This is a genomic window from Halarchaeum rubridurum, from assembly GCF_014647115.1.
In the GTDB taxonomy this organism is placed as follows: Archaea; Halobacteriota; Halobacteria; order Halobacteriales; family Halobacteriaceae; genus Halarchaeum; species Halarchaeum rubridurum.
This window is the reverse complement of record NZ_BMOO01000007.1, coordinates 56,385-69,344: the sequence shown is the minus strand read 5'-3', so window position 1 is coordinate 69,344 and position 12,960 is coordinate 56,385. Positions and strand designations below refer to the sequence as shown.

Annotated in this window: 14 protein-coding genes and 1 tRNA gene; 7 read left to right on the top strand and 8 right to left on the bottom strand. The window is 70.6% G+C overall.

The genetic code is table 11. The annotated features are described in order from the left end of the window. Positions 1 to 177: 177 nt before the first annotated feature. The gene (locus tag IEX84_RS13230; RefSeq protein ID WP_188873042.1) at positions 178 to 759 is read right to left on the bottom strand and encodes an IMP cyclohydrolase; all 582 of its coding nucleotides are present in this window, start codon (positions 757 to 759) and stop codon (positions 178 to 180) included. Between the two features lie 170 nt (positions 760 to 929). Here IEX84_RS13230 and IEX84_RS13225 point away from each other — a divergent pair. Continuing rightward, positions 930 to 1,002, top strand: a tRNA-Gln gene (locus tag IEX84_RS13225). Positions 1,003 to 1,134: 132 nt separating this feature from the next. Here the strand turns inward: IEX84_RS13225 and IEX84_RS13220 are convergent. The 3 genes from IEX84_RS13220 to IEX84_RS13210 form a co-directional block, all read right to left on the bottom strand. Then, positions 1,135 to 1,482: a DUF5789 family protein gene (locus tag IEX84_RS13220; protein WP_188873041.1), complete on the bottom strand. Its 348-nt coding sequence runs from the start codon at positions 1,480 to 1,482 to the stop codon at positions 1,135 to 1,137. Between the two features lie 72 nt (positions 1,483 to 1,554). After that, positions 1,555 to 2,067, bottom strand: coding sequence for a KEOPS complex subunit Cgi121 (cgi121, locus tag IEX84_RS13215; protein WP_188873040.1), 513 nt, complete (start codon positions 2,065 to 2,067; stop codon positions 1,555 to 1,557). Beyond that, entirely contained in the window at positions 2,064 to 4,328 is a 2,265-nt protein-coding gene (locus IEX84_RS13210) for an ATP-dependent DNA helicase (RefSeq protein WP_188873039.1), read from the bottom strand. The genes cgi121 and IEX84_RS13210 overlap by 4 nt, the downstream gene beginning before the upstream one ends. A 92-nt stretch (positions 4,329 to 4,420) precedes the next feature. On the opposite strand from IEX84_RS13210, the gene IEX84_RS13205 reads away from it, so the two are divergent. Continuing rightward, complete coding sequence (locus tag IEX84_RS13205; protein ID WP_188873038.1) at positions 4,421 to 4,624, top strand: hypothetical protein; 204 nt, start codon at positions 4,421 to 4,423, stop codon at positions 4,622 to 4,624. A gap of 41 nt (positions 4,625 to 4,665) precedes the next feature. Beyond that, a complete protein-coding gene (locus IEX84_RS13200) occupies positions 4,666 to 4,911 on the top strand; it encodes a ferredoxin (protein ID WP_188873037.1) in 246 nt (81 codons plus the stop codon). 174 nt (positions 4,912 to 5,085) lie between these two features. Here IEX84_RS13200 and mdh read toward each other — a convergent pair whose 3' ends face one another. Next, positions 5,086 to 6,000 (bottom strand): malate dehydrogenase, encoded by a 915-nt coding sequence (gene mdh, locus IEX84_RS13195; RefSeq protein ID WP_188873036.1) that lies wholly within the window; start codon positions 5,998 to 6,000, stop codon positions 5,086 to 5,088. A gap of 102 nt (positions 6,001 to 6,102) precedes the next feature. Between mdh and IEX84_RS13190 the strand changes: the two genes are divergently transcribed. Both IEX84_RS13190 and IEX84_RS13185 read left to right on the top strand, forming a co-directional pair. Continuing rightward, positions 6,103 to 6,897, top strand: a complete 795-nt coding sequence (locus IEX84_RS13190; protein ID WP_188873035.1) for an Sjogren's syndrome/scleroderma autoantigen 1 family protein — start codon at positions 6,103 to 6,105, stop codon at positions 6,895 to 6,897. A 32-nt stretch (positions 6,898 to 6,929) separates the two neighbouring features. Beyond that, complete coding sequence (locus IEX84_RS13185; protein ID WP_188873034.1) at positions 6,930 to 7,322, top strand: universal stress protein; 393 nt, start codon at positions 6,930 to 6,932, stop codon at positions 7,320 to 7,322. A gap of 22 nt (positions 7,323 to 7,344) precedes the next feature. Here IEX84_RS13185 and IEX84_RS13180 read toward each other — a convergent pair whose 3' ends face one another. Both IEX84_RS13180 and IEX84_RS13175 read right to left on the bottom strand, forming a co-directional pair. Beyond that, entirely contained in the window at positions 7,345 to 9,837 is a 2,493-nt protein-coding gene (locus IEX84_RS13180) for a DEAD/DEAH box helicase (RefSeq protein ID WP_188873033.1), read from the bottom strand. A gap of 78 nt (positions 9,838 to 9,915) precedes the next feature. Then, the gene (locus tag IEX84_RS13175) at positions 9,916 to 10,881 is read right to left on the bottom strand and encodes a cation diffusion facilitator family transporter (RefSeq protein WP_188873032.1); all 966 of its coding nucleotides are present in this window, start codon (positions 10,879 to 10,881) and stop codon (positions 9,916 to 9,918) included. An 86-nt stretch (positions 10,882 to 10,967) separates the two neighbouring features. Between IEX84_RS13175 and IEX84_RS13170 the strand changes: the two genes are divergently transcribed. Both IEX84_RS13170 and IEX84_RS14780 read left to right on the top strand, forming a co-directional pair. Next, positions 10,968 to 11,483 (top strand): metallophosphoesterase, encoded by a 516-nt coding sequence (locus tag IEX84_RS13170; protein WP_188873031.1) that lies wholly within the window; start codon positions 10,968 to 10,970, stop codon positions 11,481 to 11,483. Between the two features lie 202 nt (positions 11,484 to 11,685). Next, complete coding sequence (locus tag IEX84_RS14780) at positions 11,686 to 11,814, top strand: DUF7859 family protein (RefSeq protein ID WP_268237669.1); 129 nt, start codon at positions 11,686 to 11,688, stop codon at positions 11,812 to 11,814. Here the strand turns inward: IEX84_RS14780 and IEX84_RS13165 are convergent. Then, entirely contained in the window at positions 11,811 to 12,887 is a 1,077-nt protein-coding gene (locus IEX84_RS13165; RefSeq protein ID WP_188873030.1) for a threonine aldolase family protein, read from the bottom strand. The two genes, IEX84_RS14780 and IEX84_RS13165, sit on opposite strands and share 4 nt — an antisense overlap. Positions 12,888 to 12,960 lie beyond the last annotated feature (73 nt).

The following is a 12,960-nucleotide window of genomic DNA, read 5'->3' as shown; positions in this document are numbered from 1 at the left end:
GAGAGCGACGTTCGGCTCTCCCACTCATTCAGTCAGTCAGTAGTACGGACGGAGAGCGACAGCGCTCTTCGTCCTGGTTCTTTTCCACCGATAGCCGTAGCACCGCCCACGTCGGTCGTTCTACGTCGCGCGAATCGAGAAGAGTGCTATCGAGACTGCCGCGACGGCCCGTCCCGTTTAGCCGTTGTAGTATGCGGTCTCTACGTCTCCATCCTCGACTTCGGCGGCGGCCGCACAGACGGTGTGTTCGAAGTCGGCGTCGTACAGCTCGCGGGCGGCGGCGTCCGCGGTGTCGGCCGACAGCGGGTAGGGTTCGGGGTCGTCCTTTTCGTACGTTGCGACGAGCGTCGGCTCGGTCACGCGCTCGACGTGGAGGGCGTCGGCGCGCACGGTCCCGATGTAGGCCTCGTCGTCGTCGACGACGCCGGCGATTCGGGGTGTGTCGTAGTCGTCCTTCTCGTAGTCGAGAGCGAACAGTGCGGTGACGAGGGCGTCGCGCGGCGGATAGCCGAGGTCGAGTTTCTCCGCGATGGGATCGACGTGCGAACCGTTGCCAACGACGGCGAGACCGTCGTCGTCTCCCGCGGCCCGGACGCAGTTGTACGCGATGTACGGGTTGTCCGTTTCCGGGGCGTCGGGTGTCGGGCCGACGGTGAGTGCATCCTCGCGGGCGGTGACGTGACGGTTCGGGAACGAGCGGGAGGAGACACGGTACGCCCCCAGCCCGGGGCCGACGACGACGAAGCGTCCGACGTACATACACGAGAGCGTGTGTACATCACGGGCAAATAGATGGCGATGTAAGCACGTCTGGGGCTGCCGCCGGTCGCGGCGTGCCGGCGACGGGCTCGATTTCCGACGCTCGTCGGTGCGCTCCGCAAGACTCATATTTATCGACCGGTTACGGTGGAGTGCGACGAAAGACGCGTAGTTCCATGGGGTAGCGGCCAATCCTGAAGCCTTCTGGGGGCTTCGACCCAGGTTCGAATCCTGGTGGAACTATCATCCATTTCCGTTTCCTCTTCGTCGAGAAGTTGCTCCCGTTCGTCGAATTCGTCTGACGCCCGTCAGCCGAGCGCGGGCGTCGTTTCGAGTGGAGACTGACCGACGGCGCGTTCTTCGGCTCGTTTGGGGTTACGGTGATTCCTCGCGCTCTTGTTCGTCCATCGCGTCGAGCTCGCGCTCGGGGTTGTACTCGTTCTCGTCGCCGCCCTCGACGCCGGCTTCGCCGGTCAGCTCGCCCAGCACCGCCTCGCGGGCGTCCTGTGGCGTGTCGTACTCGTCCGGCGCGAGACGGTCGAAGACGTCGCCGAGCGTCTCCGTCTCGTTCGGGAGTTCGTTCACGCGGTCGCTGTACGCCGCCTTCATCTCGCTGGGGTTCGTCGGGTACTCCAGGCCCTCGACGGTGTCGTCGAGGATGTTCTCGACGTGCTCGGCGCGCTCGTGTTTGCGCTCGGACGCGTGTTCGTTCGGGTCCGACATGGCTAGCGCTACCGACGCTGTCCGGAAGAACGTAGTGGCCCCGGTGACGCCCGCGCGTTCCGCTCCGGCACCTTACTTCTCGACGTCGAGGAGTGCGACCCGCTCGCGGACGAGGTCGGCCAGCGACGCGTCCGTCGCGGCGCGTTCGGCGTCGGGTATCTCGAAGAACTCCCGAATCAGTGCCTCGTCACGGGCGTCGAAGCCGCCACCGGGATGGAGGTGCTCGGCGACGGCGTTCGTGGCCGCCTGTTCGGCTTCGTCGGGGTCCGCAACACCTGTCTCGGCGGCGACGAGCACGACCGTTGGTGTCTCGCCCACCTCGACGCCCATCGTCAGCGCGCGGCGAATCTGTCGGCGGCCGGCCGCGTACAACAGCACTTCGACGGCGCGTTCGCGAGCGACGTTCTCCCCGCGCTCGAACGCCCGGTCGGCGTGGGCGAGCGCGCTTTCGAGATGGGTGCGGCCGGCGACGTAGCGGGCGTCGAACGCCTGCACCGTGCAGTCGGTCGCGTCGCCGACGTCACCGAGCGTCTCGACGAACGCCTCGACGTCGTCCACGTCGGCGACGCCTTCGACGACCTTCATTCGAAATCACCGAGGCTGGCCTGCCCGTCATCGTCGGTCCCGTCCGTGGCTCCGTCGTTCGTCCCGCCGTTCTCCTCCGGGGCCGCTTCGGGGTCCGCCGTCACGGCGTCCATCTCCGGGTTCGGGTGGCCGGCGGCGGCGAGGACGGATTCGGCGGTCTTGCGCCGGCCGCGGAGCGCGCCGAGGACGGTCGCCTTGTCGGCGTTCCGGAGCTCGCTGCGGTCCTCGACGCCCGCCCGGTAGAGTCGTCGGGCGCGCTTGCGCCCGACGCCGCGGACGCCGGCGAGGTCGAGGAGTTCCTCGCGGACGCCGTAGTCGACGCGTTTCCTGGCGTCTCGAACGGCGCGCACACAGTCGAGGTCGAGTTCGCCCGCGAGGCGCTCGGCCGCGCCGAGGAGCCACTCCGCCGTCTCGGTCTTCCCGCGGATGTCGCCCGGGCCGACGCCGTAGCGTTCGGCGATGCGCTCCTCGTCGAGTTCCTCCGTCCAGTCCTCCATGAGTGTCGCCGTCTTCAGCGCGGCGAGCCAGTCCTCGAACTCCCCCTCGGAGAACTCGGAGGGCGTGCTGCCGGGAATCTCGGCCTCGCGTTCGTAGAGGAGTTCGGTGTACGTCTCGCGGTCGCCCGAGCGGAGGTAGAGCTCGTACATATCCGGCGTCCGCGAGACGAGGTGGTAGAAGCCGAGCGGCGTCGTGTCGTCGTCGGCTTCGCGGAGGCCGTGTATCATCTCGGCGGCGCTCATCGGGTCGACGTAGAGCCGCGAGACGAGGTGGCCGGTCTCGCTCGCGCGGAGGCCGTCGCCGTCGCGCTCGACGAACCCGTTCGCGTCGAGGTAGGCGAGGACGTCGTCGGTCACGGACGCGAGCCGTCCGGCTTCGTCGGTCTGTTCGGCGTAGAGCGTGCCGTCGAGGAAGTCGAGGAGGTCGTCGCGCGTCGTGGCGAAGCCGGTGGCGACGGTGGCGAGGACGTGCGTTCGCAGTGCGGGCTCGGCGGCGAGCTTCGAGCGGACGGGCTCCGGGTCGGCGTAGATGTACTTCTCGAAGAGCCCTTCGAGGCCGTCGTGGTCGTCCGTCACGAGCACGGCTTCGCCGTACGGGTCGAGGCCGGGGCGGCCGGCGCGCCCGAACATCTGGTGGACTTCGAGGACGTCGAGGGGCTGCATGCCGCCGGCGTCGCCGTCGTAGCGCTGCCAGTCGCGGACGACGACGCGGCGCGCGGGCGTGTTGACGCCGGCGGCGAGCGTTGGCGTCGCGCAGACGGTCCTGACGAGCCGGTCGCGAAAGGCCTCCTCGACGAGTTCGCGGTGTTCTTTCGCCAGTCCCGCGTGGTGGAAGGCCGCGCCGCGCTCGACGGCACTCGCCAGCGTCTCCGAGGTCTCGGTGTCGCTGACCGCGCGTATCTCCTCGGCTATCTCGGCGAGTGCGACGCGCTGGTCGTCGCCGAGTTCTTTCGCGACGACGTTCGCGAGGCGCTTCGCCGCCCCCTCGGCGTTCCGCCGGGAGTTGACGAAGACGAGCGTCGAGCCGTCGTCGTGGAGGGTGTCGCGGACGATGGCCGCGGTCTGGCTTTCGCCGCGCTCGACGGGGAGTTCCCGGGTGGTGCCGTCGTCGAGGTGGAGGGCTTGGCCGTAGTGGACGCCCGTGCGGAGTTCGATGGGCCGCCAGTCGGAGTCGACGAGTTCGGCGTCGAGCCACGACGCGAGCTCGTCGGCGTTCCCGACGGTCGCGGAGAGCGCGACGGTCTGGAGGCCGTCGACGCGCGCGCGGAGCTTCGCCAGCGTCACTTCGAGGGTGGGTCCCCGGTGGGCGTCGTCCACGAGGTGGACCTCGTCGGCGACGACGCAGCCCAACTGATCGACCCAGGCCGCGCCGTTTCGCACGAGCGAGTCGACCTTCTCCGAGGTGGCGACGATGACGTCGTTGTTGGCCAGGCGTTCGCCGTCGCTCTCGTAGTTGCCGGTGGAGACGCCGACGGAGAGCCCGAAGCGCTCGAACCGTTCGAACGCGCTCGCTTTCTCGCCGGCGAGCGCACGTAACGGCACGATGTAGAGTGCCTTCTCGCCGCGCTCGACGGCCGCGAGCATCGCCAGTTCCGCGATCAGCGTCTTCCCGCTCGCTGTCGGCACGCTCGCTACGAGGCTCTCGCCCTCGGTGACGCCGCGCTCGACCGCCTCCGCCTGCGGGGGGTAGAGCTCCTCGATGCCCTCGTCTTCGAGGTGCTCCGGGACGCCGTCGGGGAGCCCCGTCAGCTCCGTCACTCTCATTGACCGAGGTAGGCCCCCGCTCGGGTTTAAACTGTCGTCGCCGCCGTCGCGGCCCCCGAACGCTTTCCCGCCCGGCCCCCGAGACGGCGCGTATGGTCTCCCCGAACTCCCCGTTGGGGCCGCTCCGAGACGCCTTCGAGCGCGAGTACGACGACGCGGTCGTCTACGCCGACCGCACGAGCGAGGACGTCCTCCACGAGGGCCCGGTCCGTATCGCGGCGAACGGCTGGGTTGAGCTCCCGTCGGGCAGACTCATCTCCCCGAATGTGGTTCACCACGTCGACGAGCGCCCCTGAACACCACCAGCGCTAAACGCGCCCCGTCCCACCCCACACGTATGCGCATCGAGTTCGACCGGGACGCCTGCATCGGGATGTTCCAGTGCGTCGTGGAGTGGGAGGCGGGCTTCGAGGAGAACCGCGACACCGGGAAGGCCGTGCTCGTCGACGGCGAGGAGGTGGCGGACGGCGTCTACGCGCGAGACGTTCCGGACGACGCCGAACTCGACGCGAAGTTCGCGGCCCGTGCCTGTCCCGTGGACGCGATCAGCGTCTACGACGACGACGGCGAGCAGGTCGTCTGAGTTCGCACAACGCTTTTCTTCGTGTGTGCTGTTGGCACACTACGACACCATGTGCCACGCGTGGGAGGAGGTACTCGACTGGCCGGCGACGGACGAGTCCGAGCGCGAGCGCGAGACGGCGTCCGACGACGGGCGTGACGGACCGACGAGGGACGCCGGTCGCGAGCCAGTCGCTTAGACGAGGTCCGCGTACTGCTCGGAGAGCTTCTCTGCGGCCTCGCCGAGCTGGTCGCGTTCGTACTCGGTGAGGTCCCACTCGACTATCTCCTCGACGCCGTCGGCGCCGAGCTTGACGGGGACGCCGAGTGCGGTGTCGCTGTGGCCGAACTCGCCGTCGAGGACGACGCTCGCGGGCAGCACCTCGCCGGTGTCGCGCACGATGGCCTCGACGGTGTGGGCGACGCCGGTCGCCGGCCCCCACTGGGTCGCGCCCTTGCGTTCGATGACGTCCATCGCGGAGCGCTGGAGTTCGTCGAGGATGGCCACCTTCTGGTCGTCGCTGAAGCGCGGGTCGCGGCCGTCGACGCGGACCTTCGAGAAGACGGGGACCTGGGCGTCGCCGTGCTCCCCGAGGATGGTCGCCTCGACGTTCTGCACCGGGGTGTCGAAGCGCTCGCTGAGCACGTAGCGAAAGCGCGCGGAGTCGAGGCGGCCGCCGAAGCCGATCACCTTCGAGCGTTCGCGCTCGCCCGTCTCGTAGAGGTGGCGGTTGAGCAGGTCGACCGGGTTCGAGGTGGTGACGGTGACGAAGTCGTCGCTGTACTCGGCGAGCGAGTCGCCGATGTCCGCCATGATCGGCGCGTTGTCGCCCGCGAGGTCGAGGCGCGACTGGCCGGGTTCGCGCGGGATGCCGGCGGTGATGACGACGACGTCGGAGCCCGCGGTGTCCGCGTAGTCGCCCTGGTACACCTCGGTGTTCGAGTCGTACGCGATGCCGTGGTTCGCGTCCGCCGCCTGTCCGACCGTGACGTCCGCCTGGTCAGGGATGTCGACGAACACGAGTTCGTCCACGACGTCCCGTAGCGCGAGGCTGTAGCCCGCCGCCGCGCCGACCGTCCCCGCCGCACCGACGATGCTCACTTTCGTCATGACACCTGTATCGGTGGCGGAGGAGTCCGTTAAGCGTACCGCCACCGGGGCCGCCTCGCGGCGTCACCAATCCTTTTCGGCGCGCGCGCCCTCACCGTGGGTATGAGCGAGCGCGACGACCCCGAGGGGTTCGACCGGGAGGCGCAGAAACGCGAACTCCGCGAGAAGTACGCCCGCGACGCGGAGGACCGCGAGCGCACCGGCCGGATGAGCGAACTCCTCCTCCAGGGGGCGACGATGACGAACAAGCACTGCGACCGTTGCGGGAACCCGCTCTTTCGCTACGAGGGGCGGGAGTTCTGCCCGACCTGTCAGGCCGAGGGCGAACCCGAACCCGACGCGGCCGGCGAGCGCGCGACGGCGGACGCCGACACCGGTGCGACGGCCGCGGGGAACGCCGACACGTCTGCTGGCGCCGAGGCCGGCGCGGGAGCGTCGTCGACGGCCGTGACGGGTGGCGACTCGGGCGAACCGCGTCCGCGCACGGCCGCGACGGGTGGCGACGCCGCGACACCCGAGGGGACGCCGAAGGAGAGCGCCGACGCATCACAGCCGTCGACCGGCGCGCCCACGACGTCCGTGACGAACGTCGCCGACGTCGACGCCGACGCGCCCGAGGAGCACACGCACGACGTCCGTGCGGACCCCCGCGGTGAGGGGACGGCCGAGTCCGCGGCCGCCGAGTCCGTACACGAGCACGGGCCGGCCGCACCGGCGGCCCCCGACACCTCGCCGTCCGCGGAGGCGTCCGGCGACGTCTCGGACGCTCGCGCCGCCCTCTCGCGGAGCGTGGCCCGCCTCGCCGAGCGCGCCGCGGCCGCCGAGGACCCGCGGAGCGCCCGCGAACTCGCGGAGGCCGCCCGCGAGGCCGCCGAGGCACTCGACGCGCTCCGCTGAAGCTTTAACACGCCGCGAGACGAGAGTCGGGTGTGAAGATTCTCGTCCCCGTCGATGGCTCCGACTGTAGCTTCCGCGCCCTCGAGTTCGCCGCGGAGATGGCGACCAACTACGACGCGGCGCTCCACGTCGTCCACATCACGGATTCGCGCGACGAGGCGACCGAGGAGATAGTCCGTCGCGCCCGCGACGTCCTCGACGCCCACGACGTCGAGGACGACCCGGCCGTCCGCACCGACGTCAGCCTCGACTTCCGGCCGTCGAATCGCATCGGCGAGGACGTCCTGACGCTCGTCGCGGACGAGGGGTACGACCACGTCGTGATGGGCCACCACGGCGCGGGGACGGTCGAGCGCGCCATCCTCGGGAGCGCGACCGAGACGGTGATGGACGCGGAACGCGTCCCCGTGACCGTCGTCCCGTGACCGTCGTCCCCTCCTCCCGCTCTTACTCGTAGTCGCTCGCGACGACCTCGCGGACGCGCTCGGCGGTCACTTCGCCGACGCCGTCGGCCTCCATCAGCGTCTCCTCGTCCGCGGTCATGACGGCCTCGACGCTCCCGAAGTGCGTGAGGAGCGCGCGCGCCGTCACGGGGCCGACGTCTGCGATGGACGAGACGACGTACTCCTGTTGTTCCGCGAGCGTCTTCGCGCCCTTCTCGCCGTGGACGGACACCTCGCGGTCCCGCGTCAGTTGCTCGCGGCCCGCGATGACGTCGAGCATGTCCGCGGTGTCGTCCTCGTCCTCGGTCCGGAGGACGCTGAGACCGTAGTCGACGGCGAGCGACGCGAGCGCCCCCCGGATGGCGTTCGGGTGGACGTTCCGCGCGCCGTAGAGGTCGCCGCCTTCGAGGACGAGCACGGGGCGGTCGTAGTGGCGCGCGAGGTCGCGGGCCTGCTCGAAGAGGTCCCGGTCCCCGCCGAGCAGGGTGTCGAGGAAGTCCGCGACGCTCTTGCGTTCGAGCGCGACCCGGTCCGAGAGGACGTAGTCGCCGACCGCGAGCGTCTCCAGACGCGTCTCGACGTGCTCGCGCTTCGAGAGGTCGCGCGCGATGGTCGACTCCAACTCGCGCTGGTCGACGACGACCTCGACGTGGTCCTCGTCCTCGGGCGGGTCGGCGCGCGCGACGGTGCTCTCGTCCTCACTTTCGGCGTCGGCACTCGCCCCCTCGCCCGCTTCGTCGGCGTCGTCGGTTTCGCCCTCGCTTCCGCCCGACCCGTCTTCGAAGTCCGCGAGCCCCGCCTGCCCGTCCGCGGAGCTCGGACCGTCGCGTCCGCCGTCCGCCCCGCCGTCCGCGTCGTTCACGCCGTTCGCGCTCCCCGTCGCCGGCGCGTCGCCGTCCGCGTACTCGTCGAGCGTCCCCTGGTCGCCGAGTTCCGCCGCGAAGTCGTCCGCGAGCGACTGGAGGCTCCGCAGTTCCTCCTCCATCTCCTGTTCGCGGCGTCGCGATATCCAGAAGAACGCCTCGTCGCGGGTGTCCTCCGCCATCAGCACGACGACGCGGCCCTCGGCCTGCCGGCCGGTCCGGCCCTTGCGCTGGACGGAGCGAATCGCGGTCGGGACGGGCTCGAAGAAGCAGACGAGGTCGACCTCGGGGACGTCGAGGCCCTCCTCGGCGACGCTCGTCGAGACGAGCACCTCGAACTCCCCGGCCTTGAACGCGTCGAGCACCTCGCCCTGCTCTTTCTGGGACATGCCGTCCGACCCCTCCTTGTCGCCCTGCCCGACGAAGCGCCGCGCGTCGAAGTGGTTGCCGAGGAACTCCGTGAGCGCCTCGGCGGTGTCGCGCGACTCCGTGAAGACGATGACGCGCTCGCCCTCCTCGATGCCGAGCGTCTCCGCGAGGAGCATCCGCACCCGGCGGAACTTCGGGTGGAGGCCGTCGAACTCCTCGGCGCGCCGCATCGCCTCCTTCACGCGCGGCTCGCTCACGAGGCGCTGGGAGGCCTTCGACGCCCCCGAGGAGCGCGCGGCGTTCCGCTGGCGCTCGAAGTACCTGCGCACCGACTCGACGCTCTGGGTCTCGACGAGCTCGACGGCGCGCCGGAGCTTCATCACCTCCGCGTGGAGGCTCATCCCCTCGTACCCCTCCGACTGGTCGTTGTCGATGAGCTCGCGGAGCTCCCCGCGCATCCGGTTGAGGTCCGTCTGCGACATGTCGGGCTGCGTCGAGCGCGTCACGCCGAGCTCCTTCAGCTTCTCCAGCCGCTCGGTGATGACGTCGTTCAGCGAGTCCCGGATTTCGAGGACCTCCTCGGGGAGGTCGATGCGCTCCCACTCGACGTCGGTGTCGTGGGTGTAGTCGGCGACGTCGGCGTCGTCCTCCGTCATCACGGCGACCTCGCGGACGCCGAGGTTCGCGCAGACGGAGAGGATTTCCTCCTCGTCACCGCCGGGGGAGGCGCTCATTCCCGTCACGAGCGGGTCGGCGGCGTCCGCGTGGTAGCGCTCGGCGATGTAGACGTAGGCGTAGTCGCCGCTCGCTCGGTGGCACTCGTCGAAGGTGACGTGGACGACGTCGCGGAGGTCGATTCGACCGCCCACGAGGTCGTTCTCGACGACCTGGGGCGTGGCGACGACGACGCGCGCCGAGTTCCACAGCGCCGCGCGGTCGTCCGGGCGGACGTCGCCCGTGAAGACGACGATCTCGTCCTCGGGGATTTCGAGCGCCTCGCGGTAGAAGGCCGCGTGCTGCTCGACGAGCGGTTTCGTCGGCGCGAGGAGGAGGCTCTTCGCGCCCACGTCGCCCCGCAGGCGCTCGGCGGTGACGCGGAGGCTGACGGTCGTCTTCCCGAGCCCGGTCGGGAGACAGACGAGCGTGTGGTCGGCAACGGCGGTCTCGACGAGGTCGCTCTGGTAGCGCCGGTCCTCGAGGAACCCCTCGGCGAGCAGCGGGTGCTCGACGTACGACTCCCCCGCGTCCGCGTCGGTGGCCGCCATAGTCGTCCGTAGTTGGTCGCTCGCTCGGTTAAGGGTTTCCGCGAGCCCGCTCGGTCGCGGGACGGCGCGCGTGTCCCGTCAGTGTCCGCCCGCGCTCGTCGCCGTCTCGGGCTCGATGTAGACCTTGCGGACCCCGGGGTCCTGCTCGATGAGCGCGTCCTCGATGGCGGTGATGCGCTCGTCGACCTCGCCGGTATCGAGGTCGTCCGCGAACGCGACGTCGGTCGCGACGAGCACGCGGTTCGGCCCGAAGTAGACCGTGCGGAAGTCGACGACGTCGGCGACGCCCTCCCAGCCCGCGACGGTCGCGCGCAGTTCGTCCTCCTCGTTCTTCGGCAGCGACTCGCCGAGCAGGAGGCGCTTGTTCTCCCACGCGAGCGCGAGCGCGAACCCCATGAGGAGGAGGCCGATGCAGAGCGCGGCGAGGCCGTCCCACAGCGGGTTCCCGGTGACGTCCGTGAGGAGGACGCCGACGAACGCGAGCACGATACCGCAGACGGCGACGGTGTCCTCGGTGAACGCCGTGAGCGTCGTGATGTTGCTCGTCTTCTTGAACGCCTCGACGAAGCTCGTCCAGCCGTGCGCTTCCATGTCGACTCGCATCCCCCGGTAGGCCGTGACGAGCGCGTACCCCTCGAAGCCGAACGCGCCGATGAGCACGGCGTAGTTCACGTAGACGGCGCGGAAGCTCGCGCCGAGGAACTCGACCGTCCCGTGGAGCCCGCCGCCGTGGCCGTGGACGATGGCCTCGTAGCCGTGCGTCAGGGACATCCAGCCCGCGATGCCGAAGAGGAGGACGCTCACGAGGAAGCTGTAGAAGAACTGCGCCTTCCCGTAGCCGAAGGGGTGGGTGCGGTCGGCCTCCCGGCCGCTGTACCGGAGGCCGATGAGCAAGAACACCTGATTGCCCGTGTCGGAGATGGAGTGATACGTCTCCGAGAGCATCGCGGGGCTCCCGGTCAGGAGAAAGCCGAGGAACTTCAGGACCGCGATAGCGCCGTTGGCTATCCCGGCCGCGACCACGACGCGCTTCGAACTCGCCATTGGCGGGGCAAGGAGCGGCCGCCACCTAAAGGCACGGCCCCCGCCGCGTCGCCGCACCTTTCTCTCTCCCGCGCGAACCCCCGGGCATGTTCGCCGTCCTCAGCGACACGCACAGCCACACCGGCCACGAGCTCGCGGGCGCGGTCCGCGACGCCGTCGCGGACGCCGACGCCGTGCTCCACGCTGGCGACTTCACCACGGAGGCTGCGCTCGACGCCTTCCACGACGCCGCCGAGCGCCTCCACGCCGTCCACGGCAACAGCGACACCGAGGCCGTCCGCGAGCGTCTCCCCGCCGCCCGGACCGTCGACCTCGCGGGCGTCCGCGTCGCGCTCACCCATCGCAGACGCGGCGGACCGACCGGTCTCGCCATGTTCGGCCGCGAGCGCGGCGCGGACCTCGTCGTCTCCGGGCACACGCACCGCCCGAGCGTCACCGAGACCGAGCACTGCACGTTACTGAATCCGGGGAGTCACGCGGAACCGCGAGGGAACCCCGCGTCGCACGCGGTGCTCACGCCCGACGCGGGCGGCCTCGCGGGCGAGATACGCGACCGCGAGGGCGACCGTTTGGAGTCGTTCCGGGTGGAGGGCCGAAACTAGCGGGGCGGACGCGACGTCCGTCGCGCCCGTATCACTCCTTCGGGGGCACCCGCCAAGGGACTCCCCCAGGCTCAAACGCGCCTTTCACTCATCGCGGTCGTTCGCTACGTCCCCCCGCTTCGTTCCGCCCCACCCAACACTCCCCCCCTCTCGCGCGCCGCGCGGCGAAACCGCTTTGCCGCCCGGGACGCACACCTCGGGTATGTTCGGCCTCCCCGGCGACCCGGTGTTCTACGGCCTCCTCGTCCTCGTCCTCGGCTTCTTCTTCTTCTGCTACCTCCTCCTCCGTCGGACGCTGTTGAGCTTCCGCGAGGGCCAACGCGAGCGCTAGACGACGTCCGCGACCCGCGAGCGCGCGGTCTCCACTCCCGCCCGGTCGACGTCGAGGTGCGTACAGAAGCGCACGGTCTCGGCGTCCATCGCGCCCGCGAGCACGCCGACGTCGGCGCACCGCTCGACGAACGTCTCCGCGTCGAACGCCGCGTCGGCCACGTCGACGAGCACGATGTTCGTCTCGGGCGTCGGCGCGCGCAGACCGTCGAGGGCGTCGAGCCCGGCCGCGAGGCGTTCCGCGTTCGCGTGGTCGTCCGCGAGGCGCTCGACGTTCTCCGTGAGCGCGAGCCGGGCGGGCGCGGCGATCAGGCCCGCCTGACGCAGTCCGCCGCCGAGGAGCTTGCGGACGCCGCGCGCCCGCTCGACGAACGCCTCGCTTCCGGCGAGCACGGTGCCGACCGGCGCGCCGAGCCCCTTCGAGAGGCAGAGGCTCACCGAGTCCACGGGCTCGGCGAACGCCGCGAGCGGTTCGTCTGCGGCGACGGCCGCGTTTGCGAGGCGCGCGCCGTCGAGGTGGACCGGGACGCCGCGCTCGTGCGCCGCCTCGGCGGCCGCCGCGATTTCCCCGGGGGTGGCGACGAGACCGCCCTTCGCGTTGTGGGTGTTCTCCAGACAGAGCAGGCCCGTCCCTGGCCGGTGGAGGTCGTCCGCGACGTACGCCGCCGCGACGGCCGCGGCGCTCGGAACGCCCTTCTCGCCCGCATCTATCGGGCGCAATTGGAGGCCGCTGTGCTGGGCGAACCCGGCGTTCTCGTAGCGCACGACGTGGCTCTCCGCCTCGACGATTGCCTCCTGACCGCGCTCCGTGTGGACGCGCGCCGCCGTCTGGTTCGCCATCGTCCCCGAGGGCAGGTAGAGCGCCGCCTCGGTGCCGAGGACGTCGGTCGCGGTCGCTTCGAGGTCGTTCACGCTCGGGTCCTCGCCGTAGACGTCGTCGCCGACCGGCGCGCCCGCCGCCGCCTCGCGCATCTCGTCGCTCGGTGCGGTCACCGTGTCGCTCCGGAGGTCGACCCGCTCGCGCTCCGATTCGCCTTCCGTCCCGGTCCCGCGCCGGCTCTCGATTTCGGTCATACTCTGCCCTCGTCGCTCGCCGCCCAAAACCCCGCCCCCTCCGCAAGCGGTTTGGCGCGCCTCGCCGTGGTCT

What these genes read in the sequence shown, in the direction of transcription:
- IEX84_RS13230 (WP_188873042.1), bottom strand. Translation starts at nt 759, where the DNA reads ATGTACGTCGGACGCTTCGTCGTCGTCGGCCCCGGGCTGGGGGCGTAC.
- IEX84_RS13220 (WP_188873041.1), bottom strand. Translation starts at nt 1,482, where the DNA reads ATGTCGGACCCGAACGAACACGCGTCCGAGCGCAAACACGAGCGCGCC.
- cgi121 (WP_188873040.1), bottom strand. Translation starts at nt 2,067, where the DNA reads ATGAAGGTCGTCGAAGGCGTCGCCGACGTGGACGACGTCGAGGCGTTC.
- IEX84_RS13210 (WP_188873039.1), bottom strand. Translation starts at nt 4,328, where the DNA reads ATGAGAGTGACGGAGCTGACGGGGCTCCCCGACGGCGTCCCGGAGCAC.
- IEX84_RS13205 (WP_188873038.1), top strand. Translation starts at nt 4,421, where the DNA reads ATGGTCTCCCCGAACTCCCCGTTGGGGCCGCTCCGAGACGCCTTCGAG.
- IEX84_RS13200 (WP_188873037.1), top strand. Translation starts at nt 4,666, where the DNA reads ATGCGCATCGAGTTCGACCGGGACGCCTGCATCGGGATGTTCCAGTGC.
- mdh (WP_188873036.1), bottom strand. Translation starts at nt 6,000, where the DNA reads ATGACGAAAGTGAGCATCGTCGGTGCGGCGGGGACGGTCGGCGCGGCG.
- IEX84_RS13190 (WP_188873035.1), top strand. Translation starts at nt 6,103, where the DNA reads ATGAGCGAGCGCGACGACCCCGAGGGGTTCGACCGGGAGGCGCAGAAA.
- IEX84_RS13180 (WP_188873033.1), bottom strand. Translation starts at nt 9,837, where the DNA reads ATGGCGGCCACCGACGCGGACGCGGGGGAGTCGTACGTCGAGCACCCG.
- IEX84_RS13175 (WP_188873032.1), bottom strand. Translation starts at nt 10,881, where the DNA reads ATGGCGAGTTCGAAGCGCGTCGTGGTCGCGGCCGGGATAGCCAACGGC.
- IEX84_RS13170 (WP_188873031.1), top strand. Translation starts at nt 10,968, where the DNA reads ATGTTCGCCGTCCTCAGCGACACGCACAGCCACACCGGCCACGAGCTC.
- IEX84_RS14780 (WP_268237669.1), top strand. Translation starts at nt 11,686, where the DNA reads ATGTTCGGCCTCCCCGGCGACCCGGTGTTCTACGGCCTCCTCGTCCTC.
- IEX84_RS13165 (WP_188873030.1), bottom strand. Translation starts at nt 12,887, where the DNA reads ATGACCGAAATCGAGAGCCGGCGCGGGACCGGGACGGAAGGCGAATCG.